The 22,701-nt window shown below is 60.9% G+C and carries 22 protein-coding genes and 1 pseudogene; 15 read left to right on the top strand and 8 right to left on the bottom strand.

What is annotated here, in order from left to right; all coding sequences use genetic code 11:
• Positions 1-9: 9 nt before the first annotated feature.
• Positions 10-351, top strand: a complete 342-nt coding sequence (locus JFV30_RS00790) for a hypothetical protein (RefSeq protein ID WP_010176684.1) — start codon at positions 10-12, stop codon at positions 349-351.
• On the opposite strand, the gene JFV30_RS00785 is transcribed toward JFV30_RS00790, so the two are convergent.
• The 3 genes and pseudogenes from JFV30_RS00785 to JFV30_RS00775 all read right to left on the bottom strand — a co-directional run bounded on the left by JFV30_RS00785 (position 348) and on the right by JFV30_RS00775 (position 2,971).
• A complete protein-coding gene (locus tag JFV30_RS00785; RefSeq protein WP_446739845.1) occupies positions 348-1,544 on the bottom strand; it encodes an aminotransferase class V-fold PLP-dependent enzyme in 1,197 nt (398 codons plus the stop codon). The two genes, JFV30_RS00790 and JFV30_RS00785, sit on opposite strands and share 4 nt — an antisense overlap.
• Positions 1,541-2,011: a RidA family protein gene (locus JFV30_RS00780; protein ID WP_010176682.1), complete on the bottom strand. Its 471-nt coding sequence runs from the start codon at positions 2,009-2,011 to the stop codon at positions 1,541-1,543. Before JFV30_RS00780 ends, JFV30_RS00785 begins: the two co-directional genes overlap by 4 nt.
• Before the next feature lie 88 nt (positions 2,012-2,099).
• Positions 2,100-2,971: pseudogene (locus JFV30_RS00775) on the bottom strand (LysR substrate-binding domain-containing protein).
• Between the two features lie 133 nt (positions 2,972-3,104).
• Between JFV30_RS00775 and JFV30_RS00770 the strand changes: the two are divergent.
• The 3 genes from JFV30_RS00770 (at position 3,105) to JFV30_RS00765 (ending at position 4,835) form a co-directional block, all read left to right on the top strand.
• On the top strand, positions 3,105-3,266 hold the full coding sequence (locus tag JFV30_RS00770) for a hypothetical protein (RefSeq protein WP_177091307.1): 162 nt from the start codon (positions 3,105-3,107) through the stop codon (positions 3,264-3,266).
• Positions 3,267-3,409: 143 nt separating this feature from the next.
• Positions 3,410-3,526, top strand: a complete 117-nt coding sequence (gene ccoM / locus JFV30_RS33475) for a cytochrome c oxidase subunit CcoM (protein ID WP_010176679.1) — start codon at positions 3,410-3,412, stop codon at positions 3,524-3,526.
• Positions 3,527-3,893: 367 nt separating this feature from the next.
• A complete protein-coding gene (locus JFV30_RS00765; RefSeq protein ID WP_201121537.1) occupies positions 3,894-4,835 on the top strand; it encodes an IS110 family transposase in 942 nt (313 codons plus the stop codon).
• A 769-nt stretch (positions 4,836-5,604) separates the two neighbouring features.
• Here JFV30_RS00765 and JFV30_RS00760 read toward each other — a convergent pair.
• Together JFV30_RS00760 and JFV30_RS00755 are read right to left on the bottom strand one after the other, a co-directional pair.
• Positions 5,605-7,080: an inorganic phosphate transporter gene (locus tag JFV30_RS00760; RefSeq protein WP_003219836.1), complete on the bottom strand. Its 1,476-nt coding sequence runs from the start codon at positions 7,078-7,080 to the stop codon at positions 5,605-5,607.
• A gap of 311 nt (positions 7,081-7,391) precedes the next feature.
• Positions 7,392-7,592 carry a hypothetical protein gene (locus JFV30_RS00755; protein ID WP_201121955.1) on the bottom strand — a complete coding sequence of 67 codons (201 nt, stop codon included), beginning with the start codon at positions 7,590-7,592 and terminating at the stop codon, positions 7,392-7,394.
• Between the two features lie 622 nt (positions 7,593-8,214).
• Between JFV30_RS00755 and pcaR the strand changes: the two genes are divergently transcribed.
• From pcaR to pcaC, 11 genes are all read left to right on the top strand, one after another.
• Positions 8,215-9,057, top strand: coding sequence for a pca regulon transcriptional regulator PcaR (gene pcaR, locus JFV30_RS00750; RefSeq protein WP_003219833.1), 843 nt, complete (start codon positions 8,215-8,217; stop codon positions 9,055-9,057).
• A 148-nt stretch (positions 9,058-9,205) separates the two neighbouring features.
• Positions 9,206-10,552, top strand: coding sequence for an MFS transporter (locus JFV30_RS00745; RefSeq protein WP_010176678.1), 1,347 nt, complete (start codon positions 9,206-9,208; stop codon positions 10,550-10,552).
• 147 nt (positions 10,553-10,699) lie between these two features.
• Positions 10,700-11,557, top strand: a complete 858-nt coding sequence (locus JFV30_RS00740) for a CoA transferase subunit A (RefSeq protein ID WP_003219830.1) — start codon at positions 10,700-10,702, stop codon at positions 11,555-11,557.
• The gene (locus JFV30_RS00735; RefSeq protein ID WP_201121953.1) at positions 11,554-12,336 is read left to right on the top strand and encodes a CoA-transferase subunit beta; all 783 of its coding nucleotides are present in this window, start codon (positions 11,554-11,556) and stop codon (positions 12,334-12,336) included. Before JFV30_RS00740 ends, JFV30_RS00735 begins: the two co-directional genes overlap by 4 nt.
• On the top strand, positions 12,333-13,538 hold the full coding sequence (pcaF, locus tag JFV30_RS00730) for a 3-oxoadipyl-CoA thiolase (protein ID WP_201121950.1): 1,206 nt from the start codon (positions 12,333-12,335) through the stop codon (positions 13,536-13,538). Before JFV30_RS00735 ends, pcaF begins: the two co-directional genes overlap by 4 nt.
• 28 nt (positions 13,539-13,566) lie before the next feature.
• Positions 13,567-14,271 carry a protocatechuate 3,4-dioxygenase subunit beta gene (gene pcaH / locus JFV30_RS00725; RefSeq protein ID WP_201121536.1) on the top strand — a complete coding sequence of 235 codons (705 nt, stop codon included), beginning with the start codon at positions 13,567-13,569 and terminating at the stop codon, positions 14,269-14,271.
• Position 14,272: 1 nt separating this feature from the next.
• Positions 14,273-14,839 carry a protocatechuate 3,4-dioxygenase subunit alpha gene (pcaG, locus tag JFV30_RS00720; RefSeq protein ID WP_201121535.1) on the top strand — a complete coding sequence of 189 codons (567 nt, stop codon included), beginning with the start codon at positions 14,273-14,275 and terminating at the stop codon, positions 14,837-14,839.
• Between the two features lie 180 nt (positions 14,840-15,019).
• On the top strand, positions 15,020-16,315 hold the full coding sequence (locus JFV30_RS00715; RefSeq protein WP_201121534.1) for an MFS family transporter: 1,296 nt from the start codon (positions 15,020-15,022) through the stop codon (positions 16,313-16,315).
• A gap of 49 nt (positions 16,316-16,364) precedes the next feature.
• Complete coding sequence (locus JFV30_RS00710; protein WP_201121533.1) at positions 16,365-17,729, top strand: 3-carboxy-cis,cis-muconate cycloisomerase; 1,365 nt, start codon at positions 16,365-16,367, stop codon at positions 17,727-17,729.
• 10 nt (positions 17,730-17,739) lie between these two features.
• Positions 17,740-18,531, top strand: coding sequence for a 3-oxoadipate enol-lactonase (pcaD, locus tag JFV30_RS00705; protein ID WP_201121532.1), 792 nt, complete (start codon positions 17,740-17,742; stop codon positions 18,529-18,531).
• Between the two features lie 187 nt (positions 18,532-18,718).
• Positions 18,719-19,111, top strand: coding sequence for a 4-carboxymuconolactone decarboxylase (gene pcaC, locus JFV30_RS00700; RefSeq protein WP_010176670.1), 393 nt, complete (start codon positions 18,719-18,721; stop codon positions 19,109-19,111).
• On the opposite strand, the gene JFV30_RS00695 is transcribed toward pcaC, so the two are convergent.
• From JFV30_RS00695 to JFV30_RS00685, 3 genes are all read right to left on the bottom strand, one after another.
• A complete protein-coding gene (locus tag JFV30_RS00695; protein ID WP_201121948.1) occupies positions 19,108-20,007 on the bottom strand; it encodes a polysaccharide deacetylase family protein in 900 nt (299 codons plus the stop codon). The genes pcaC and JFV30_RS00695 overlap by 4 nt on opposite strands.
• A gap of 131 nt (positions 20,008-20,138) precedes the next feature.
• On the bottom strand, positions 20,139-21,269 hold the full coding sequence (locus JFV30_RS00690) for a hypothetical protein (RefSeq protein WP_201121531.1): 1,131 nt from the start codon (positions 21,267-21,269) through the stop codon (positions 20,139-20,141).
• A 176-nt stretch (positions 21,270-21,445) separates the two neighbouring features.
• Complete coding sequence (locus JFV30_RS00685; RefSeq protein ID WP_201121530.1) at positions 21,446-22,696, bottom strand: OprD family porin; 1,251 nt, start codon at positions 22,694-22,696, stop codon at positions 21,446-21,448.
• Positions 22,697-22,701 lie beyond the last annotated feature (5 nt).

The raw sequence follows: 22,701 nt of genomic DNA, 5'->3' as shown, positions 1-22,701 counted from the left end.
CTGATAATTATGATCCCACCCATGCTGCCCTTGAGTGTTGTGCCGGTCACGTCACAGCTCGATCCGGTGCGCCAGAAGCCGGATATCCCGCCCGTGGTGCCGGTTCAGCCAGGCTCCAACGAAAGCACCATCGACCTGCAAAAACGCGACCCCGAGGAAGCGGCGCTGTTGCTGCGCGAAGAACAACGTCGCCAGCAGGAACAGCAAAAGCGCCGCCGCGAAGCCGATGAAGATCCGCAGGAGCACCTGGCTGTGCCCGGTGACGAACTCAACGCCGACAACACCGTGCCGGTGGTGCCGCTGATCGAAGATGCGCCCCGGCAAGGCTTGTGGGTGGACGTCGAGGTTTAATCCCGCAGTTCCCGCAGGGCGGCGATCAGTTGCTCGATGTCTTGCGCCGTATTGAGGTAGCTCACGGAGATTCGCGCCACGCTGTCCAGCTCGCGGGCCTGCATGTCCAGCGGGGTATAGGGCACGCCGTTGGCACCGATGTTGATCCGCTTGAGCCCCAGGCGACGCTTGAGCTCGAAGGCGTCCCAGCCGGCCAGGTTGAAGGCGATCAAGCCGGACTGGTTTCCCGCCGTTCCCAGATCATGCAAGGTGATCCCGTCGACCTGTCGCAGAGCTTCGCGGAGTGTGGCGCTTAGAAGCTGGACCGTCTGGCGGATTCGCTCAACCTCCAATCGATTGACCTCCAGCAACGCATTGCCCAGGCCTGCCAGCAGCGCGAATGACACTTCGCTGGTTTCAAAGCGCCGCGCGTCGTTGCGCAAGTCGAAACCCGCAGGGCTCCAGGGCGCAGAGAACACGTCGCGCTGGGCCGGGTTCAAGCGCTCCAGAAAATCCGGCCGTACATAGAGCAGGGCCGTCCCGCGCGGGCCTCGCAGATGTTTGCGCCCGGCGCCCTTGAGCACATCGCACCCCAGCGCTTGCACATCCACCGGCACCTGGCCGAGGGCTTGGCCGGCGTCGATGAAGTAGGCGATGCCGTGGCGCTTGGCCAACTGGCCAATGGCTTCGGCAGGGTTGATCAAGCCGCTGTTGGCGGGCAGCCAGGTCAGGTCGATCAACCGCACCCGGGCGTCGAGCATGGCTTCCAGGCCGGCCACGGACACGGCGCCGGTTTCATCGCAAGGGATCACCTCCACTCGCGCACCGGCTTGCACCGCCGTCTGCATGCTCGCCAGGTTGCCGCCCCATTCGTGGCGGCCTACCAGAATACGGTCGCCCGGTTGCCACGGGCCCAGCGCCTGGAACGCCATGCTCCAGGCGGTGGAGCCACTGCTGGCAAAGGCAATCGATGACACCGGCGCGTTGAGCAATTGCGCGGCGGCGCGACGGGCTTTTTCCGCCAGCAGCGCACCGTGTTCACCCGCTTCCATCGGGCCGTCGCGGGCCTCACGTTGTAGCTGGTCAATGATCGCGTCGAGCGTTCCCTGGCTGGGCAGGGACGCACCGGCGTGATTGAAGTGGACGATGCCGGACTGGCAGCCCGGCGTTTCGTCCCGCAGCGCCCGGACTTGCGCCAGGGACAGCGCATTCACGGCTGCAGCTCGAAAATCGCGTCGATCTCCACGGCCACGCCGCCCGGCAAACTGGCGACGCCCACGGCCGTGCGAGCGTGGCGGCCTTTGTCGCCGAGGGCGTTGACCAGCAGGTTCGAGGCACCATTGGCCACCGCGCCCTGGCGCTGGAAATCGCCGCTGCTGGCGATAAACACGCCCAGCCGGATGATGCGCACCAGCCGCGACAGGTCATCGCCCAGGGCATCGCTCAATTGCGCCAGCAGCCCCAGCGCGGCGAGTTCGGCGGCCTTGGCGCCTTCGTCTTCGCTGATGGATTCGCCGAGCCGGCCAATGTACACAGGCTTGCCGTCCAGCAGCGGGATTTGGCCGGAGATGAACAGTTGGTTCTGGCTGATGACGTAATTGACGTAGTTGGCGATGGGCTGGCTAGGTGTCGGCAGGCTCAGGCCGAGGGCTTGTACGCGTTGCGAGAGGGACTGGCTCATGGTGAATCCTCATGGGAAGAGTCTTCAGCATGGGCGGCGTGGTGTTGGCCGACAAACGGATAGATCTCACTCGACGTATCGAAATAACTCATGCATCGGCGCAGATTTCCCGCAGCCATTCACTGAAGCAGGCGGACGCTTCGCGGGTATCGCCTTGCGGGGCGATCAGCCAGTAGCCGATCTCGCTGTGGTAGGGCGGCCAGTCGAAGGCCTCCACCAATGTGCCGTCCTTCAGCCTGCGCTCGATCAAGCGGTGGCGGCCCATGGCGATGCCCTGGCCGGCGACGGCGGCTTCGACCACGATGTTGTAGTCGTGCAGCAGCGCCTTGGGGTAGTGCTCCACATCCACTTGGTAATGCCGGGACCAGTCGGTCCACTCGAAAGGACGGTGCGAGGTGGCCATCAACAGCGGGCCGTGGGCCAGTTGGCCAGCCTTGAATGCCGGGCTGCACACCGGTGACAGGGTTTCACTCATCAGGCGAGTGGCCTGCACATCGTCCCAGTCGCCCTTGCCGTAGCGAATCGCCAGGTCGACTTCGGCGGCGGCGACGTCTGCCAGTTGAATCGCCGGCACCAGCTCCACCTGGATGTGCGGGTAGCGGCTGAGAAACCCGGCCAGGCGCGGTGCCAGCCACAAAGTCGCGAACGAGGCGAGCAGGCCGATTCGCAGCACGGTGCTGGCGGGCGGTGTTTGTTGCTGGCGGGTCGCGGCGGCGATGGCGTCGAGGGCGGGGCGGATCTGGTCGTAGTAGTGTTGACCGTCTTCGGTCAGATCAATGGCGCGGGTGCGTCGGATAAAGAGTGGCTTGCCCAGGTGTTGTTCGAGCTTTTGCACTTGATGGCTGAGGGCGCTCTGGGTCACCGACAGCTCGGCGGCGGCCTTGATAAAACTCAAATGCCGGGCCACGGCCTCAAAGGCGCGCAGGGCCAGAAGTGGGGAAGGTCCTTGTGCAGTGCCACGTCGAACGCTCTGTGTGAGGGTTGGGATGGGGGGATTTTGCGGGCAAATGCGCGGGATGACATCGATTTTGTTTACGCGGGATCGGCGCAGGACGCATTATTGAGGCATCCAAGCCATTACGTAAGCCAAGCCATGAGTGACGATGACAAGCTGATTGACCTGAATGCCGAGCGGGCCAAACGGGTGCATGACCTGAATGACAAACGACTGAATGAAGTGCGCCAGGCGTTTGAGCAAGCGATGCCGTTGGGCAAAGGTAAGAAGAAGCCGAAAAACAAACCTAAAAAGCGTTGATATAGCCTGCATCACTTGATGCAGGTCAGTTATTTCCCTTCTTTACGCCCCGTCGCGGGCGACATTGATCCTCGTCAATTTCTTCTTTCGTCTTCTTGGTTAACTTAGCCCTATCGCAACAGGGCAAGTGCAGGAGGCCGGTCATGTTTTTCGATAATGTGGTATTTGCCGGAGTGCTGACGGTTGGCCTCATGGTGATGTTCTTTGTTGGATTTGGAATTTTTATCTGGAAAGACGCTAACAAGCGTAAGAAGCCTTAGGTCTTTTCGGGATACATGAGCACGCAAGGCATTTTGGGCGACTTCGGTCGCCTTTTTTTTGTTTTGTTTTTATTGGGGTTGAGTACATATCCGTTGCTGCGGTAATGGCTGCTTAGGGTTTCGCTCTTACAGCGAGTCACTTTGCAAAAGCGGCAAAGTAACCAAAACGCTCTGCCCCGCCTGTCGGCGCCTCGCCTAGGCTCGGCGTTCCCTTGTAAGATTGTTTTCACCTGCTTCAGACCGTAGTGCCCTCTGATTTCGAGATCGTGAGTGAGCATGGGTCGGAGCAGGTTCCTTCCTAAACTAGTCCGAACGGTTGCCTGGGCGCAAAGCCCGATTCTGCAAGGTTGGACGTGAGGAAAACGCTATGGACCATGACTCTGCGTTCGTCGGAATTGATGTTTCCAAAAACAAGCTCGACTCATTCGTCAGCACTACTGGCCAAGTCGAACAGTTTTTCAATACTCAAGAAGATATCCAGCGTTTAGCTAAACATCTCAAGGCTCAGGAGCCGGTTTTGGTGGTGCTGGAAGCAACTGGCGGATATGAGCGGCTTGCCGCTGCCGAGCTTTGTGCTGCTGGATTACCCGTTGTTGTTGTCAATCCCCGTCAGGTTCGTGATTTCGCCAAGGCGACCGGTAGGCTGGCGAAAACCGACGCTCTGGATGCCCAGGTGATTGCGGAGTTTGCCCAGGCGGTCAAACCCGAGATTCGGGAGATGCCAGATGAACACGCTCGTGAACTGGCGGATCTACTGACTCGACGCCGCCAGCTCATCGATATGATCGTGGCGGAAGAGTCTCGACTGAAACAGGCGGTATTCAAGGCACTTCGACGGGACATCAAGGCACATATCGTCTGGCTTCAAAAGCGCCTTAAAAGCACAGACGATGACTTGCACGAAGCGATCAAAGCTTCGCCGGCCTGGAAGGCCAATTATGATTTGCTGCGCGAGGTATCGGGCGTTGGCAATGTGCTCGCACTTTCGCTGCTGGCAATGGTTCCGGAGCTGGGCAAGGTTAATCGCAAACAAGTGGCTGCATTGGTTGGTGTGGCCCCTTTTAACTGTGATAGCGGTCTCTACAAAGGACGTAGACGGATATGGGGTGGTCGAGCTGAGGTGCGAAGTGTCCTTTACATGGCTGTCTTGTCCTCGAAGAGCCATAACCCGGTGATCGAGAGGTTTTACAACCACCTGCTTGCTGCAGGGAAGACGAAGAAAGTAGCGCTGGTGGCATGCATGAGAAAGTTGCTGACGATCCTGAATGCGATGGTGCGCGATCAAAAGCATTTCGCTGAAATGGCTTGAATTTCGACACGGTTGCTCACTCCGGTACTACTCCGCGGGCCGCCGCGACGGGGCGTCCCTGCCCCGTCGCGGCTAAACCGGCGTCCTGCCGGTTTACCCGCTCCGTACTACCTGCGTTCGGCCTCGGGCTTATTGGGGCAGTCAGAGCCAGATCAAGATCAAAAGCAAGAGCACAGCGGCCTACAGGCCGGCTTGAGTGGTAGAAGCCAGATCAAAAGCCAGAGCAGAGCCGCTTTTCTGTAGGAGCCGGCTTGCCGGCGAAGAACCTGAGAGCGCCGCGTTGAATCAGGATGCCAACGTCATCGTTAACGACCATCGCCGGCAAGCCAGCTCCTACAGGGGACCGTGCCCGCTTTAGATTTTGATTTTGCCTTTGCTTCACACCACTCAAGCCGGCCTGTAGGCCGCTGTGCTATTGATCTGCTTTTGATCTTGATCTTAGGCGCCCCGTTAAACCACGCTGGCCGAACGCAGGTAGTACGGAGCGGGTAAACCGGCAGGACGCCGGTTTAGCCGCGACGGGGCAGGGACGCCCCGTCGCGGCGGCCCGCGGAGTACTGCCGGAGCTGAGGGCACACCGAGCCTAGGCGAGGTGCCGAGTGGTGGGGCAAGAGCGTTTTGCTTACTTTTGCGCTGTTCAAAAGTGAGCCGCTGTAAGAGCGGAACCCATATCAGCCATCACCCAAAAAACGGATATACACCCAAACCCCAGCCATAAAAAAAGGCGCAACCCTCACAGGCCGCACCTTCTTCACAAGCATCAGAACTGTCAGCTGCCCAAAGCCTTGGACGCCAACCAGAACAACCCGGCCGAAAGGCCCACAGTCGCCGGCAACGTCAACACCCAAGCCATCAGAATGGTCTTGACGGTGCCACCTTGCAGCCCGCTCTTGTTCGCCACCATGGTCCCCGCCACACCCGAAGACAACACATGGGTCGTGGAAACCGGCAGGCTGAAGATGTTAGCCAGGCCAATCATGCTGGCCGTGGTGATCTGCGCCGACATGCCCTGGGCATAGGTCATGCCTTGCTTGCCGATCTTCTCGCCAATGGTCAACACCACACGCTTCCAGCCCACCATAGTGCCCAGGCCCAAGGCCAACGCTACGGCCAGGATCACCCAGAACGGTGCGTATTCAGTTGTCGCCGTCAGGTCCTTGCGCAACTTGTCCAGGTCGGACTTCTCACGCGCATCCAGGCCAGGCAACTTGCCGACTTTCTTCGCGGTGTCATCCAGGCACAACAGGTAGCGGCGCACTTCAATCCGGTGCTCGGCGGTCAGTGAATGGTAGTCAGAGACACCTTTCAATGTACCCAGCAGGGCGTTGATGGTCGGTTCAGTCTGCTGCGGATTGCACTGGAACTTGCCCGGCAGGTCGTCTTTCACGCTTTTGCCCAAGGCGAGGAACTCACCGAGGGTTTCTTGATTGCGCTGGTAGAACTGATTCAGGTGCAGCGTGGCGTCGCGGGTACGCTCGATCTGGTAAGTGGTGCTGCCCAGGTCCAGCACGAACTGCGCCGGCACAATACCAATCAACACCAGCATGATCAGGCCGATGCCTTTCTGCCCGTCGTTGGAGCCGTGCACAAAGCTCACGGCCATGGCCGAAATCACCAGTACCAGGCGGTTCCAGAACGGTGGGTGCTTTTTGTCGTCGAGCTTGCGGCGCTGGTCCGGCGTCTTGTGCATTTTCGACAGCGGGCGCCACCATTTCAGGCCCAGCAGCACCAGGGCTGCCACCACGAAACCGGCCATGGGCGAGAACACCAGCGAGGCGCCGATATCGATCGCTTTCTGCCAGTTCACGCCGTCAGCCAGGGGAATGTCGTTGATCAGGGCGTTGGCCAGGCCGACACCGAGGATCGAACCGATCAGGGTGTGGGAGCTGGACGCCGGGATCCCGAAATACCAGGTGCCGAGGTTCCAGGTGATCGCCGCTGCCAATAATGAGAAGACCATGGCCAGACCGTGGCCGGTGTTCACATTGATCAGCAGCTCCACCGGCAGCAAGTGCACGATGGCATACGCAACACCGACACCACCGAGCAACACGCCGAGGAAGTTGAACACCCCGGAGAAGAACACGGCCAGATGCGGAGGCATGGCTTTGGTATAGATGACTGTGGCAACCGCGTTAGCGGTGTCATGAAAGCCATTGATGAACTCGAAGGCGAGGACAAAGGCCAGGGCGAGCAACAGGCTCACGAGAACCCAAGCATCCAGTCCGCTGAATAAATCGATCATGAAGGTTTTCTGACCCGGTCGTAAGGGGGCGCGATTATGCCAGAAAACATCGGTAATCAATGCACTAGCTGCTCATCGGTAACATTCTTCAACGAAAAAAAAAGGGGGGCAGGGGCGCATCCCGGTGTTTTCGGGGCTTTGGCAAGTGTTTGATTTATAAGGGAGATAGCGAAAATAGACGGGTTAAACCGCCGAAAGGGAATATCTGAAACAATTGTATGAAATTTCGCTAAGACGGCATGAAGAGGCTTCCCTCCGCCAGTGCGGTACTGGCAGAGAGATGGCACCTTGGGAAGCTCAACCCGAATCGCTTATGGCTCTCCGGCTTTGAGGTCCTGTTCAATCTTTTGGATTTCCTGGGCAAAGGCCTGGTCGAGCAGACTGGCTCGTTTTCGCCATGGCTTGCGTTCAGGTTCTGGCTGGGCGGCGTAGGTGGTGACTTCCCCGCCGTAAACATCCTTGTAACGTTGTTCCTGGCGCTCAAGTTCCGCGCGCAGTTCGTCTTTCGTCACATTGTTACCTAATTGAGTTGAGTTTAATTCCGGTGAAGCGCGATGCCAGAAAGGAAAAAACACTTCTTTATTGCACGCGGCCACGATACCGGAGAAGAACAGCTGTCGTAGCAACAGTTTTCTTTTCACAGCCACAAGCAGTTGGCAGGCATTTGAAATGAGTGTCAGGTACTTGCGGCGCAGCTTGCACAAAGCCAGCGCACGGCTGGGTGAGGTTCGTCCTCGGGGGCTAGACGAGGCTGGCCTCTACACAGGATGCATTATAGCGATGTGTTTGAATAACACTATCGTCATCAAGTTAAAAATCGTCAACTTTGTGTGAGGGTTTTGTTACGCGTGCATGTGGGGTACTTGCTGAACTATTGGCGCCATAAATTGTGCGGCGTTCTACCGGCGGTAAATAACCCGCAACTTCGCTCGTACATCAGTCGATTCCGAAAGTCGGTCAAGTGGGGCGCCGCTGTAGGGTGTGTACCGGTCAGCGGTGACAAATTGCGATTATCGAATGACCGTCCGATAATCGCCCAATGTTGGCAGCCCTGCCTTGTGTATCAATTGCAGGGGGGCTTGTAATAGCGGTCATCCTCCCGCAGCGGTTAAAAATAAGAGAAAGGACCCCCAAATGAACGATCAATTGCGCAACTCCTTCGCATCAGTGGCGCCGCCGATCGTTGCGTCACCCGCCAAGCGTATCCAGGCGTTTACCGGCGATCCGGACTTCATGACCTCCCTGGCCCGCGGGCTGGCCGTGGTGCAGGCATTCCAGGAGCGCAAGCGCCACCTGACCATCGCCCAGATCAGCCATCGTACGGAAATACCCCGCGCCGCCGTGCGACGTTGCCTGCATACCCTGATCAAACTCGGCTACGCCACCACCGACGGGCGCACCTATTCGCTGCTGCCCAAGGTGCTGACCCTCGGCCATGCGTACCTGTCATCCACGCCCCTGGCGGTGTCGGCCCAGCCGTACCTGGACCGCATGAGCGAGCAGCTCCACGAAGCCTGCAACATGGCGACCCTGGAAGGCGATGACATCCTCTACATCGCCCGCTCGGCTACCACCCAGCGCCTGATTTCCGTTGACCTGTCGGTGGGCGGCCGCCTGCCGGCCTATTGCACTTCGATGGGTCGTATCCTGCTGGCGGCGCTGGATGACGCCTCGCTGCAAGATTACCTCGACCACGCCGACCTGCAAACCAAGACCAGCCGCACCCTCACCACGCCGCAAGCGTTGCTCGAATGTTTGCAGGAAGTGCGGCAGCAAGGCTGGTGCATTGTCGACCAGGAACTGGAACAGGGCCTGCGTTCCATCGCCGTGCCGGTGTACGACGCTTCCGGCCAGGTGCTGGCCGCGCTGAACGTCAGCACCCATGCCGGAAGGGTCAGCCGCAGTGAGCTGGAGCAGCGTTTCCTGCCGAGCATGCTCAGCGCCAGCCAGGAGCTGAGTGCCCAGCTGTTTGCCTAAGGTGTTCGGTGACCGCACAGATCCCGGCGGGATGAATTGACGGTGTTTCCCAAGGCTTATTAATGTGCGGCAGCGCTTCATGGCGCCGCCCCAATAATAATGACGACCCAACGTCGTTCGCCCGCCCATCGGTGTGGAAATAAAAATAATGAATCAGCCTTCACCTGCTGTCGGTACTTGCCTGGACGTTCAGTCCTTCATCAACGCCCAGCCGCTGTCGCGGTATCAATGGCGGGTGGTGATCCTGTGTTTTCTCATCGTTTTCCTCGACGGCCTCGACACCGCCGCCATGGGCTTTATCGCCCCGGCGCTGTCCCAGGACTGGGGCATTGACCGCGCCAGCCTCGGCCCGGTGATGAGCGCTGCCCTGATCGGCATGGTGTTTGGCGCCCTCGGCTCCGGCCCGCTGGCCGACCGTTTCGGGCGCAAAGTGGTGCTGGTGGGGGCGGTGCTGGTGTTTGGTGCCTTCAGCCTGGCGTCGGCCTACAGCAGTAACGTCGATCAACTGCTGATCCTGCGCTTCCTCACCGGCCTGGGCCTGGGCGCCGGCATGCCAAACGCCACGACGCTGCTCTCCGAATACACACCGGAACGCCATAAGTCGTTGTTGGTGACCAGCATGTTCTGCGGCTTCAACCTGGGCATGGCCGGTGGCGGGTTTATCTCGGCCAAGTTGATCCCTGCGTTTGGCTGGCACAGCTTGCTGATGATCGGCGGGATTTTGCCGTTGATCCTCGCGGTGGTGTTGCTGGTGTGGCTGCCGGAGTCGGCGCGTTACCTGGTGGTGCGCAATCGGGGCACCGACAAGGTGCGCAAGACCCTTGCGCCGATCGAGCCGGGCATTGTCGCCCAGGCCTCAAGCTTCAGCGTCCCGGAACAAAAAACCGTCAAGGCGCGCAACGTATTCGCAGTGATCTTCTCCGGCACCTACAGCGCCGGCACCTTGCTGCTGTGGCTGACTTACTTCATGGGCCTGGTGATTGTTTACCTGTTGACCAGTTGGCTGCCGACCCTGATGCGCGACAGCGGCGCCAGCATGGAACAGGCCGCGTTTATCGGTGCGCTGTTCCAGTTTGGCGGCGTATTGAGCGCGGTCGGCGTGGGCTGGGCGATGGACCGGTTCAATCCCCACAAGGTCATCGGCACGTTCTACCTGCTGGCCGGGGTGTTTGCCTACGCGGTGGGGCAGAGCCTGGGCAATATCACGCTGCTGGCGACCCTGGTGCTGATCGCCGGGATGTGCGTCAACGGTGCACAGTCGGCGATGCCGTCGTTGGCCGCACGTTTCTACCCGACCCAGGGCCGCGCCACCGGCGTGTCGTGGATGCTCGGCATCGGCCGCTTTGGCGCGATCCTCGGCGCATGGATGGGCGCGACCTTGCTGGGCCTGGGCTGGAACTTCGAACAGGTGCTGACGGCTCTGGTGATTCCAGCGGCTCTGGCCACCACGGCGGTGGTCATCAAGGGCATGGTCAGCCACGCGGATGCCACCTGAAACCGACCGATAGCAAGACAACAATCCGTTCGATAATCGAACACTCAGTCGATTATCGGATTGTTTGGCCACAACCCCCGGCTTAATCTTCAAACACTTCGGCGCTGCCTCCAGCGCCTTTTTCGATCGATACCGGGAGCCCACCCCATGGCTGAAATTCTTTCGCTGGCTGATGCGGTAAAGCAGTTCGTGAATGACGGCGACACCGTTGCACTCGAAGGCTTTACTCACCTGATCCCTACGGCGGCAGGTCATGAAATCATTCGTCAGGGCAAGAAAGACCTGACGCTGGTGCGCATGACCCCCGACCTGATCTACGACCAGTTGATCGGCGCCGGCTGTGCACGCAAATTGATTTTCTCGTGGGGCGGCAACCCGGGTGTGGGCTCCCTGCATCGCCTGCGGGACGCCGTTGAAAAACAATGGCCGCAACCGCTGGAGATCGAAGAGCACAGCCACGCCGACCTGGCCAATGCCTACGTCGCCGGCGCCTCCGGCCTGCCGTTCGCGGTGCTGCGCGCCTACGCCGGCTCCGACCTGCCCAAGGTCAACCCGCTGATCAAGACCGTGACGTGCCCGTTCACCGGTGAAGTGCTGGCAGCCGTGCCGTCGGTGCGCCCGGACATCACCGTGATCCACGCCCAAAAGGCTGACCGCAAGGGCAACGTGCTGCTGTGGGGCATCCTCGGGGTGCAGAAGGAAGCGGCCCTGGCGGCCAAGCGCTGCATCGTCACCGTCGAAGAAATCGTCGATGACCTGAATGCGCCGATGAACGCCTGCGTATTGCCGACCTGGGCCCTGACTGCCGTGTGCCACGTGCCCGGCGGCGCGCATCCGTCCTACGCCCACGGTTACACAGAGCGGGACAACCGTTTCTATCAGGCCTGGGACCCGATCGCCCGGGACCGTGAGACGTTTACCGCGTGGATCAACGAATACATCCACGGCACCGCCAATTTCAGTGAATTCCAGGCCAAGCTGGCCACCGCGCAGGAGGCCAAATAATGGCTTACTCCACCAACGAAATGATGACCGTCGCCGCCGCGCGCCGCCTGAAGAACGGCTCGGTGTGCTTTGTCGGCATCGGCCTGCCCTCCAAGGCTGCCAACCTGGCACGCCTGACGTCGTCGCCTGATGTGGTGCTGATCTACGAGTCCGGCCCGATTGGCGCCAAACCGTCGGTGCTGCCGCTGTCCATCGGTGACGGCGAACTGGCGGAAACCGCCGACACCGTGGTGCCGACCGGTGAGATTTTTCGCTACTGGCTGCAGGGCGGGCGCATTGACGTCGGCTTCCTCGGTGCGGCCCAGGTCGACCGTTTTGGCAACATCAACACCACCGTGGTCGGTGATTATCACCAGCCCAAAGTGCGCCTGCCGGGTGCCGGTGGCGCGCCGGAGATCGCCGGTTCTGCCAAGAGCGTGCTGATCATCCTAAAGCAGTCGGCCCGTTCGTTTGTCGACAAGCTGGATTTCATCACTTCGGTGGGCCACGGCGAAGGCGGCGACTCGCGCAAACGCCTGGGTCTGCCAGGCGCCGGTCCCGTAGGGATTATTACCGACCTGTGCATCATGGAACCGGAGGAGGGCAGCCACGAGTTTGTCGTCACCGCCCTGCACCCCGGCGTGACCCGTGAGCAAGTGGTGGCCGCCACCGGTTGGGCGATTCGTTTTGCCGACCAGGTCACCACCAGCGCCGCACCGACCGACATTGAACTGACCGCCCTGCGCGACCTTGAAGCACGCACCGCTGCCGCCCACGGCCAAGCCCCCGGAGAAGCCTGATGCGCGACGTATTTATCTGTGACGCCATTCGTACCCCCATCGGCCGTTTTGGCGGTGGCTTGTCCACCGTCCGCGCCGATGACCTGGCGGCATTGCCGATCAAGGCTTTGATGGAACGCAACCCGTCGGTGGACTGGAACGCGGTGGACGAAGTGTTCCTCGGCTGCGCCAACCAGGCCGGCGAAGACAACCGCAACGTGGCGCGCATGGCGGCGCTGCTGGCCGGCCTGCCGGAGAGCATTCCCGGCGTCACCCTGAACCGCCTGTGCGCTTCGGGCATGGACGCCATCGGCACGGCCTTCCGCGCCATCGCCAGTGGCGAGATGGAACTGGCAATTGCCGGTGGCGTCGAGTCGATGTCCCGTGCGCCGTTCGTCATGGGCAAGGCGGATGCGGCGTTCTCGCGCAACATGAAGCTGGAAGACACCACCATCGGCTGGCGCTTCATCAACCCGTTGATGAAGGCCCAGTACGGCGTCGACCCGATGCCGCAAACCGCTGACAACGTGGCCGACGACTATAAAGTCTCCCGCGCCGACCAGGACGCCTTCGCCCTGCGCAGCCAGCAACGTACTGCCGCAGCACAGGCCGCCGGCTTCTTCGCTGAAGAAATCGTGCCGGTGCGCGTCGCCCACAAAAAAGGCGAGACCGTGGTCGAGCACGACGAGCATCCTCGGGCCGACACCACCCTGGAAGCCCTGACCAAACTCAAGCCGGTTAACGGTCCGGACAAGACCGTCACCGCAGGCAACGCCTCGGGCGTCAACGACGGTGCCGCAGCGCTGATCCTGGCCTCCGCTGAAGCCGTCAAAAAACACGGCCTGACCGCTCGCGCTCGTGTGCTGGGCATGGCCAGCGCGGGTGTGGCGCCGCGTGTGATGGGCATCGGCCCGGTGCCGGCCGTGCGCAAACTGGTGGAGCGCCTGGCCCTGGCGGTGACCGATTTTGATGTGATCGAACTCAACGAAGCCTTCGCCAGCCAGGGCCTGGCCGTGCTGCGCGAACTGGGGATTGCCGACGATGCACCTCAGGTCAACCCGAACGGCGGCGCGATTGCCCTCGGCCATCCGCTGGGCATGAGCGGCGCGCGCCTGGTACTGACCGCCCTGCATCAACTGGAAAAAACCGGCGGCAGCAAAGGCCTGGCGACCATGTGTGTTGGTGTTGGCCAGGGTTTGGCCCTGGCGATCGAACGCGTTTGAGCCCCACAAGAATAAAGAGGATTGCTCCATGAGTGACAAGCCCGGATACCGGCGCCCGCAAGCGGGTACTCAGCCTGATTACCTGCACCCGGCCTACCAGTCGACGAACCTGCGTTCGCCGTCCAGGCCGTTGGTGTTCCTGCCCCATTCCCTGTCGGAAATCACCGGCCCGACCATCGGCGCCGAGCGGATCAACGAGAAGGACAGCGACCTGACTGCCCAGCACGAAGGCGAGCCCCAGGGCGAGCGCATCATCATTCACGGGCGCGTGCTGGATGAAAACGGCTTGCCCGTGCCCGGCATCCTCGTGGAAATCTGGCAGGCCAATGCCGCCGGCCGCTACAACCACAAGCGCGACCAGCACGACGCACCGCTGGACCCGAACTTCACCGGCACCGGGCGCACCGTCACCGACGCCGATGGCTGGTACCAATTCCAGACCATCAAGCCCGGCGCCTACCCGTGGGGCAACCACCACAACGCCTGGCGCCCGGCGCACATTCACTTCTCGCTGTTCGGCCCAAGTGTGCTGACGCGGTTGGTGACGCAGATGTATTTCCCCGGCGACCCGTTGCTGGCCTACGACCCGATCTACAACTGCGTCCCGGACACGTCCGCCAAGGAACGCCTGATCGCCTCGTTCGATCTGGAAAAAACCATTCCGCACTATGCCCTCGGCTACCGCTGGGACATCGTCCTGCGCGGCCGCGACGCCACGCCGATGGAGAAATGAGATGAGCCGCAACGCGACTACTTCCCACACCGTCGGGCCGTATTACCACATCGGCCTGACCTGGCTGAACCGTGAAGACCTGACCGTAGCCGAGACCCTCGGCGAGCGCGTGGCGATCACCGGGCAGGTGGTGGATGGCAACGGCGATGTGGTCAACGACGCCATGCTGGAAGTCTGGCAGGCCAATGCGGCCGGCAAGTACGACCATCCCGAGGATGAGCAGGACAAACCGGTGGACCCGAACTTCGAAGGCTTCGGCCGGGTGCCGGTGGATGCGGAAGGGCGGTTTCGCTTTACCACCATCAAGCCGGGCAGCGTGCCGGGGTTGAAGGGCACGACCCAGGCGCCGCACCTGGTGGTGCTGGTGTTTGCCCGTGGGTTGGTGAAGCACCTGCTGACGCGGATTTACTTTGACGGTGAGGCGCTGAATGAGGATGACGCGCTGCTGGCGTGTGTGCCGCAGGAGCGGCGGCGCACGTTGATCGCCAAGGCGGATGCAGCGGGTGTGTATCAGTGGAATGTGATTTTGCAGGGCACAGAGGAAGAGACGGTGTTCTTCGATTACTGAGTTGGCTGGGGATCTATCGCAGGCAAGCCAGCTCCCACAGGGGGATGCATTCCAAATGTGGGAGCGGGCTTGCTCGCGATGAGGCCGGCACAGGCAACAAATATCCAAAAGTCTGCTTGCGGAACATGGTTGTTGCAAAGTATGTCTAGGCTATAACCGTTCCCACTGAGTGAAAAAAACATGACAACAAAAACGAGTCACTACACCGGAGAAGAACGCAGCAAAAGGATTTTTGCGATTGTCGGTGCCTCCTCCGGCAACCTCGTCGAATGGTTCGACTTCTACGTCTATGCCTTCTGCGCCATCTATTTCGCCCCGGCGTTTTTCCCGTCGGACGACCCCACCGTGCAATTGCTCAACACCGCTGGCGTGTTCGCTGCCGGCTTCCTGATGCGCCCCATCGGCGGCTGGCTGTTCGGCCGGGTGGCGGATAAACACGGTCGCAAGAATTCCATGATGATCTCGGTGCTGATGATGTGCGCCGGTTCCCTGGTCATCGCCTTTTTGCCCACCTACAAAGACATCGGCGCCTGGGCCCCGGCCTTGCTGCTGGTCGCCCGGCTGTTCCAGGGCCTGTCGGTAGGCGGCGAATACGGCACCACCGCCACCTACATGAGTGAAGTCGCCCTCAAGGGCCAGCGCGGGTTCTTCGCCTCGTTCCAGTACGTGACCCTGATCGGCGGCCAACTGCTGGCGGTGTTGGTGGTGGTGATCCTGCAACAGATCCTCACCGAAGAAGAACTGCGGGCCTGGGGCTGGCGGATTCCGTTTGTGATCGGCGCCATTGCCGCGGTGATCTCGCTGTTGCTGCGTCGCACCCTGAAAGAAACCACCAGCAAGGAAATGCGTGAAGACAAGGACGCCGGCAGCATTGCCGCGTTGTTCCGCGATCACAAGGCGGCGTTTATCACCGTGCTTGGCTACACCGCCGGCGGTTCGCTGATTTTCTACACGTTCACCACCTACATGCAGAAGTACCTGGTGAACACCGCCGGGATGCACGCCAAGACGGCCAGTTACATCATGACCGGCGCGCTGTTCTTCTACATGTGCATGCAGCCGGTGTTCGGCATACTGGCGGACAAGATTGGCCGCCGTAATTCGATGCTGTGGTTCGGCGCGCTGGGCACGCTGTTCACCGTGCCGATCCTGCTGACCCTGAAAACCGTCAGCAGCCCGTTCCTGGCCTTTGTGTTGATCACCCTGGCCTTGGCCATTGTGAGTTTCTACACCTCCATCAGCGGCCTGGTGAAAGCTGAAATGTTCCCGCCGCAAGTGCGTGCACTGGGCGTGGGCCTGGCGTATGCGGTGGCGAACGCGATCTTCGGTGGTTCGGCGGAGTACGTGGCCCTGGGCCTTAAGTCTTTGGGCATGGAAAACACCTTCTACTGGTACGTCACGGCGATGATGGCGGTGGCGTTCCTGTTCAGCTTGCGCCTGCCCAAAGAGGCGGCGTACTTGCACCACGATCTGTAACCGGCTGGCGCATGCCCGCTGCCGGGTATGCGCCACCTAGGGATGTTCTATGACGATGCGCACGAGCAACCAACTGTTCGACGCCTATTTCACCGCCAACCGCATGGCCGAAGTGTTCTGCGACCAGGGACGCTTGCAGGGCATGCTGGACTTCGAAGCGGCCCTGGCGCGGGCCGAGGCTCAGGTGGGGTTGATCCCGCAAGCGGCCGTCGCGCCGATTGCCCAGGCCTGCCTGGCTTCTCTCTACGACGTTGATGCCCTTGGCGAGGCGATCGCCATCGCGGGCAACTCCGCGATTCCGTTGGTCAAGGCCCTCGGCAAGTTGATCGCCAGCGAAGATGCCGGCGCCGAGCGTTATGTGCACCTGGGCGCTACCAGCCAGGATGTGATGGACACCGGCCTGGTGCTGCAACTGCGCAGCGCGGTCGAGCTGATCGAGCATGACCTGGCGCGGCTGGGTGATATCCTTGCCGCGCAGGCTCAACGTTATGCAGCAACCCCCTTGGCGGGTCGGACCTGGCTGCAGCACGCAACGCCGGTCACGCTGGGCATGAAAATCGCCGGCTGGCTCGGTGCAGTCAGCCGCAGTCGGCAACGCCTCAGCGAACTCAAACCGCGCCTGCTGGTGCTGCAATTTGGCGGTGCTTCCGGCACCCTGGCGGCCCTTGGCGAACAGGCGATGCCGGTGGCTCAAGCATTGGCCGCCGAGTTGCAATTGAGCCTGCCGGAACAACCCTGGCACACCCAGCGCGACCGGCTGGTGGAGTTCGCCTCGGTGCTTGGCCTGATCGCCGGCAGCCTCGGCAAACTGGGCCGCGACATCAGCCTGTTGATGCAGACCGAGGCGGCGGAAGTGTTCGAGCCGTCGGCGCCCGGCAAAGGCGGCTCTTCGACCATGCCCCACAAGCGCAACCCGGTGGGCGCCGCCGTGCTGATCAGCGCCGCGACCCGCGTGCCGGGCCTGGTGGCGACGATGTTCAGCGCGATGCCTCAGGAACACGAGCGCAGCCTGGGCCTGTGGCACGCCGAATGGGAAACCCTGCCGGAGATTTGCCGGCTGGTGTCCGGTGCATTGCATCAGGCGCTGTTGGTCAGCGCAGGCCTGGAAGTCGACCCCGGGCGCATGGCACAGAATCTCGACCTGACTCAGGGCCTGGTCCTGGCCGAAGCGGTCAGCATCGTGCTCGCCCAACGGCTGGGCCGCGAAACCGCGCACCATCTGCTGGAACAATGCTGCAAACGCGCCGTCGCCGACGGGCGCCACCTGCGGGCGGTGCTGGGTGATGAACCGCAAGTGACGGCCGAGCTCTCGGCCGCCGAACTCGATCGCCTGCTGGACCCGGCGCACTACCTGGGCCAGGCACACACCTGGGTTACCCGGGCCGTTGCCGAACATTTTGCATTGACTGCCTGAGGAGGCTGCTGTGGGATTTGTACAACTCGCCGATGGCGAACTGAACTACCAACTCGATGGCCCCGAAGACGCACCGGTGCTGGTGCTGTCCAACTCCCTGGGCACCGACCTGCACATGTGGGACATCCAGATCGAGGCGTTCACGAAGTACTTCCGGGTGCTGCGCTTCGATACTCGTGGCCACGGCAAATCCCTGGTGACCGAAGGCCCCTACAGCATCGAGCAGTTGGGCCGTGACGTGTTGGCGTTGCTGGATGCATTGCAGATCGAACGCGCGCATTTTTGCGGGTTGTCCATGGGCGGCCTGATCGGCCAGTGGCTGGGTATTCATGCGGGCGAGCGTTTGCGTCGGCTGGTGGTGTGCAACACCGCCGCGAAAATCGGCACGCCGGAGATCTGGAACCCGCGCATCGAGATGGTCCTGCGGGACGGCGCGGCAGCGATGGTTGCCCTGCGTGATGCGTCGATCGCACGCTGGTTCACCGCCGACTTCGCCGAGGCCCACCCTGATCAAGCCACGCTGATCACCGACATGCTGGCGGCGACCAATCCCCAGGGGTATGCCGCCAATTGCGCGGCGGTGCGCGATGCGGATTTCCGTGAGCAACTGGTGTCGATCAAGGTGCCGACCCTGGTGATTGCGGGCAGTGAAGATGCGGTTACGCCGCCGGCCGGTGGGCACTTTATCCAGGAACACGTGAAGGGCGCCGAGTACGCCGAGTTCTACGCCGCGCACCTGTCCAACGTACAGGCCGGGGCCGCGTTCAGCGACCGCGTACTGGAATTTCTGTTAGCCCGCTGAGTTTCGCTGAACCCTGTGGCGAGGGAGCTTGCTCCCGTTGGGCTGCGTAGCAGCCCCTAAGCAGCCGCAACTCAACTATTTGTATAACCCTGCAGCGGCCTCACTGGGGCCGCTGCGCGACCCAACGGGAGCAAGCTCCCTCGCCACAGGTATGTGCCTGTCGTCACCGTTGTATGAGGAGCGTTTTGTGGACGAGAAACAACGTTATGCCGAGGGCCTGCAAGTGCGCCGCGAAGTGCTGGGCGACGCCCATGTCGACCGCAGCCTCAACGCCCTGACCGAGTTCAACAGCGAGTTCCAGGAAATGATCACCCGCCACGCCTGGGGTGATATCTGGACCCGCCCGGGCCTGCCCCGGCATACCCGCAGCCTGATCACCATCGCCATGCTCATCGGCATGAACCGCAGTGAAGAACTGAAGCTGCACCTGCGCGCCGCCGCGAGTAACGGCGTGACTCGCGCCGAGATCAAGGAAGTGCTGATGCAGAGCGCGATCTACTGCGGGATTCCGGCGGCCAATGCGACGTTTCATTTGGCTGAGTCGGTGTGGGATGAGCTGGGGGTTGAGTCGCGCAGTTAATGCGAGTCAGCGTCCCACACCCAATTCCATACGCCCGGCAGGTGCACCACTTCGTCGGCGTCCTTCACCGTGCGCGCCATGGCGGCGCGCTGCAAGGCGGCCCGGTCGGTGTAGAACGGCTGCGGGGCGACTGGCACGCCATTAATGCGCGCACTGTCCATCAGGATTTGCAGGTATTCCTTCAGGTGCCAGGCGGTGTAGCGGTTGATGTCGTGAAAGGTCACCACCACCGGGATCACACCGTCCACGGTCGGTAACTCACCCTTGGCAATGCGCTCGCGCAGTACCGACAACTGGCGGATCAGGTTTTCCCGGCGCCGGGGGCTGCCATTGAAGACCCAGATCACCCCGTCGTTTGCACTCAAGTCTGTGAGCAATACGTGCAGGCCATGCTGCTGGTACGCGGCGAAGGTGCGTTTGTCGTAATTCCAGAACGGCGGGCGCACCAGTGTGGGCGGCTGGCCGGTGATGGATTCAAGGGTCGATGAACCCAGGCTGAGGTAGTGTTCCAGTTCAACCGGATTCTGCGAGCGATGATTGCTGTGCCACGGGGTCGCGGTGTGGAAGGCCAGGATATGGCCGGCCGCGTACTCACGCTCCATGGTCTTGCGACCCCGAGGGTTGCCGCCGGAGCGGGGCGCCTCGGTCTGCAAAAAGAACACCGCCTTGATGCCCGGCTGTATCGGGTTATTCGCCAGGTCAGCCATCACCGAACGGCTCGGGTTCATAAAACCCGAGGCGCTGGGGCCGTCATCGAAGGTCAGTAAAAAACGAATCGGCGCCTCGGTTTTCAGGCGTTGTTCGGTCTGCGGTGTCAGGGCCAGGGGCGGACTGATGCAGCCGCTGAGGCTCAGGGCCAGGACCAATAGGGCCGATACGGCGGCGAAGGGTTTCATGGTGTACGGCGGACTCGAAAGACGTTGGCTGCGGGTTTCGGTCATCCATGACACGCGCGCACCATACAGCAAGTTCGTCGCAGTTTTTTGCCAGGCTGACGAGCGCGCACAGCCTGGTCACTCAGGCGGTTTTAAACCGGGGTGTAGTTCTGGTTTCTATATTGTTGGTCCTGCTTCGTTTCTTCCGGGCCGGAGACAAATCCACCGCCGGTATAAACCGTCCCCGACTTGTCCGCGCCCAAGTTGATATAAGAGAAGTTTTTAACGTTCGAGTCGATGGTGACGTTATCGCTACCTTCCTGGGTTTGGAGAAACAGTCGCGATTGTCCGGTGGGGTCATTTTTGACGGGTAGCAAAAATGACTCCCCATTGATATTGGCCATTAATGAACCATCGGCGGCGGCACTGATGCGAACCTTGTCATCACCGTTGCCTGTCTTAATTTGTGTGACACCATCCCCGGGCCGGTCGGAGTGCTTGTTTTGATCATATGAAATGGTTACATCGCCCTTCTTGAAGACCCGGCTATCACCCTCTTGCTTCATTTGGGAAGCCACCGGGATAGCGTCTGCCTCCGAAAACGTTTTTTTGTCAGAGGATTCAGGTGCGGACGTGTAGCCATTTCGGCCTGATACACGATGATCATCGTTGAGGCTGATCTGCGTTTCGAACCAGATATTTTTGGCGACGTTTACTTGATCTTTCCCACCGTTGGTTTTTATTTCAAGCAGCCCAGCCATTGCACCCACGTTTTCGATGGGGAGCTCGTAGGCTTTTCCATTGATTTCGGCCACGATGCCCCCGGACTGTAGGGTCTTTATCTCAACGTGATCGTCCTGATTACCCGTTTCGATGGTGACCTTGTTTCGCGGGGTAGCCGTGCCGTTGAAGCTTCCCTGGTGCATGGGCGACGAGGTTATTTTGACATTGCCATTGTCAAATTCGTGGGTCACGGGAGCTCCACTCGCAGACCTGGGCACGTTGACAAGATCGGTCCAAACGAATTCGTTGGCGCGGTACTCGTTACCGGGTGGTGTGACAGCGGGTTTTGCGGGTGGTGGGGTCGCGTCGTACTTGTGTTGAGTGAAGTGACCGGAAGAGTGAGATCGGTGCCGTTGGCGCTGGCCAGCTTCCTTGTTGTGGGGCGGCTCCTGATGGGCGCTCTGGTGGTGTGAGGTGCTTGCCGTATGTTTTTCGTCCAGTTTTTGTCGCCAGTCATTCCAGGAGAATGGACTTGGGTTGCCTGAAGTTACTGTCGTCATGGTGTTGCTCCATCTTGCAAACATTAAGTGAAGTGTTGGTCGGAACAGGTTGTTATTGGTGCAACGATGGAGTTGGTTCATTTGGGGTTGTGTCATTTCCCTACCGACCGTAGGGGAAAAATTTTCAAATAGGTGAGCGTTTTCCCAGTGCAGTCACAACCATGGGACTTCCAGCATTAGAGCAGCGAGATCGGGTAACTGACGATCAACCGGTTTTCATCAAACTCATTGTTGTTGTAGTCCCGGCGCATGCTGGAATTGCGCCAGCGCACATTGAGGTCCTTCAACGTTCCGCTCTGCACCGTGTAGCCCACTTCACTTTCCCGGCCCCATTCCCTGCCGTCGGTCACCGTGCCGCTGTGTACGTTGCTGCCGCTGATATAGCGGTTCATCACGGTCAGGCCTGGAATGCCCAGGGCGACGAAGTTGTAGTCGTGGCGCACCTGCCAGGATTTTTCCTGGGCGTTGTCATAGCTGGCGTTGTAGCTGTCGTTGGCCAGGGTGCCGCCGCTGGTGCCGTTGACCCGCATCCAGGCGCTGTTGCCGGTGAGTTTTTGCAGGCCGATGTAGAAGGTGTTGCCGCCGTATCGGGCCGAGAACAGGCCGGACCAGGTCTTGTTGTCGAGGTCGCCGGCGCGGGCGCTGCCGTCGTCCTTGCCGTAGAAGAACCCGAGGTTGGCGCCCAGGGTCCAGTCGCCCACGGGCTGGCTGTGGATCAGGTTGAGGTATTGCTGGCGGTAGATGTCCTTGAGTTGGGCGTTCCACACGCCGATCTGGGTGCGCTTGTCGTTGAAGGCATATTCGCCGCCCTGGAAGTTGAAACGGTCGGAGGTGAAGGCGGTTTTTCCGAACATCGACATCTCGGTCATGCTGCTGTCGTCCCGCGGGCTGTTGGCGCGGAACTGGCCACCGTAGAGGGTCAGGCCGTCGATCTCTTTGGAGGTGATCTGGCCGCCGCGCAGGGTTTGCGGGAGTGAGCGGCCGTCATCGGAGCGCAGGATCGGCAGCACCGGCATCCACTCGCCGACCTTCACTTCGGTCTTCGAGATCCGGGCCTTGAACGCGACGCCCAGGCGACCGAAGTTATCGGCGGGCCGTCCGTCGTGGTCCAGCGGCAGCAGTTGGGTGCCGCCGGTGCCGCGCCCGCCGTCGAGCTTTTCCGAGTACAGGCCCAGTACGTCCATGCCGAACCCGACGGTGCCCTGGGTGAAGCCGGACCTGGCATCGAGAATGAAGCTCTGGGTCCACTCCTGGGCGTCGCCCTGGGCCTTGGTCGGGTTGGTGAAGTTACGGTTGAAGAAGAAATTGCGCAGGTTGAGGTTGGCGCTGGCGTCTTCGAGAAAGCCGTGTTCTTCGGCGAGAACGGGTAGGGCGAGACTGGCAACAGCGGTCGCCAGCAATAGCTGGCGCGGGTGAAGAATGCTCATGGCGT

The sequence above is a fragment of the Pseudomonas sp. TH32 genome (assembly GCF_016650855.1).
Lineage (GTDB): Bacteria > Pseudomonadota > Gammaproteobacteria > Pseudomonadales > Pseudomonadaceae > Aquipseudomonas.
Note: the sequence above shows the minus strand (reverse complement) of the source record. Positions and strands in the feature narration are given on the sequence as shown.

What these genes read in the sequence shown, in the direction of transcription:
- JFV30_RS00740 (WP_003219830.1), top strand. Translation starts at nt 10,700, where the DNA reads ATGGCTGAAATTCTTTCGCTGGCTGATGCGGTAAAGCAGTTCGTGAAT.
- JFV30_RS00770 (WP_177091307.1), top strand. Translation starts at nt 3,105, where the DNA reads ATGAGTGACGATGACAAGCTGATTGACCTGAATGCCGAGCGGGCCAAA.
- JFV30_RS00760 (WP_003219836.1), bottom strand. Translation starts at nt 7,080, where the DNA reads ATGATCGATTTATTCAGCGGACTGGATGCTTGGGTTCTCGTGAGCCTG.
- pcaG (WP_201121535.1), top strand. Translation starts at nt 14,273, where the DNA reads ATGAGCCGCAACGCGACTACTTCCCACACCGTCGGGCCGTATTACCAC.
- JFV30_RS00690 (WP_201121531.1), bottom strand. Translation starts at nt 21,269, where the DNA reads ATGACGACAGTAACTTCAGGCAACCCAAGTCCATTCTCCTGGAATGAC.
- JFV30_RS00780 (WP_010176682.1), bottom strand. Translation starts at nt 2,011, where the DNA reads ATGAGCCAGTCCCTCTCGCAACGCGTACAAGCCCTCGGCCTGAGCCTG.
- JFV30_RS00695 (WP_201121948.1), bottom strand. Translation starts at nt 20,007, where the DNA reads ATGAAACCCTTCGCCGCCGTATCGGCCCTATTGGTCCTGGCCCTGAGC.
- ccoM (WP_010176679.1), top strand. Translation starts at nt 3,410, where the DNA reads ATGTTTTTCGATAATGTGGTATTTGCCGGAGTGCTGACGGTTGGCCTC.
- JFV30_RS00685 (WP_201121530.1), bottom strand. Translation starts at nt 22,696, where the DNA reads ATGAGCATTCTTCACCCGCGCCAGCTATTGCTGGCGACCGCTGTTGCC.
- pcaR (WP_003219833.1), top strand. Translation starts at nt 8,215, where the DNA reads ATGAACGATCAATTGCGCAACTCCTTCGCATCAGTGGCGCCGCCGATC.
- pcaH (WP_201121536.1), top strand. Translation starts at nt 13,567, where the DNA reads ATGAGTGACAAGCCCGGATACCGGCGCCCGCAAGCGGGTACTCAGCCT.
- JFV30_RS00790 (WP_010176684.1), top strand. Translation starts at nt 10, where the DNA reads ATGATCCCACCCATGCTGCCCTTGAGTGTTGTGCCGGTCACGTCACAG.
- JFV30_RS00745 (WP_010176678.1), top strand. Translation starts at nt 9,206, where the DNA reads ATGAATCAGCCTTCACCTGCTGTCGGTACTTGCCTGGACGTTCAGTCC.
- JFV30_RS00715 (WP_201121534.1), top strand. Translation starts at nt 15,020, where the DNA reads ATGACAACAAAAACGAGTCACTACACCGGAGAAGAACGCAGCAAAAGG.
- JFV30_RS00765 (WP_201121537.1), top strand. Translation starts at nt 3,894, where the DNA reads ATGGACCATGACTCTGCGTTCGTCGGAATTGATGTTTCCAAAAACAAG.
- JFV30_RS00710 (WP_201121533.1), top strand. Translation starts at nt 16,365, where the DNA reads ATGACGATGCGCACGAGCAACCAACTGTTCGACGCCTATTTCACCGCC.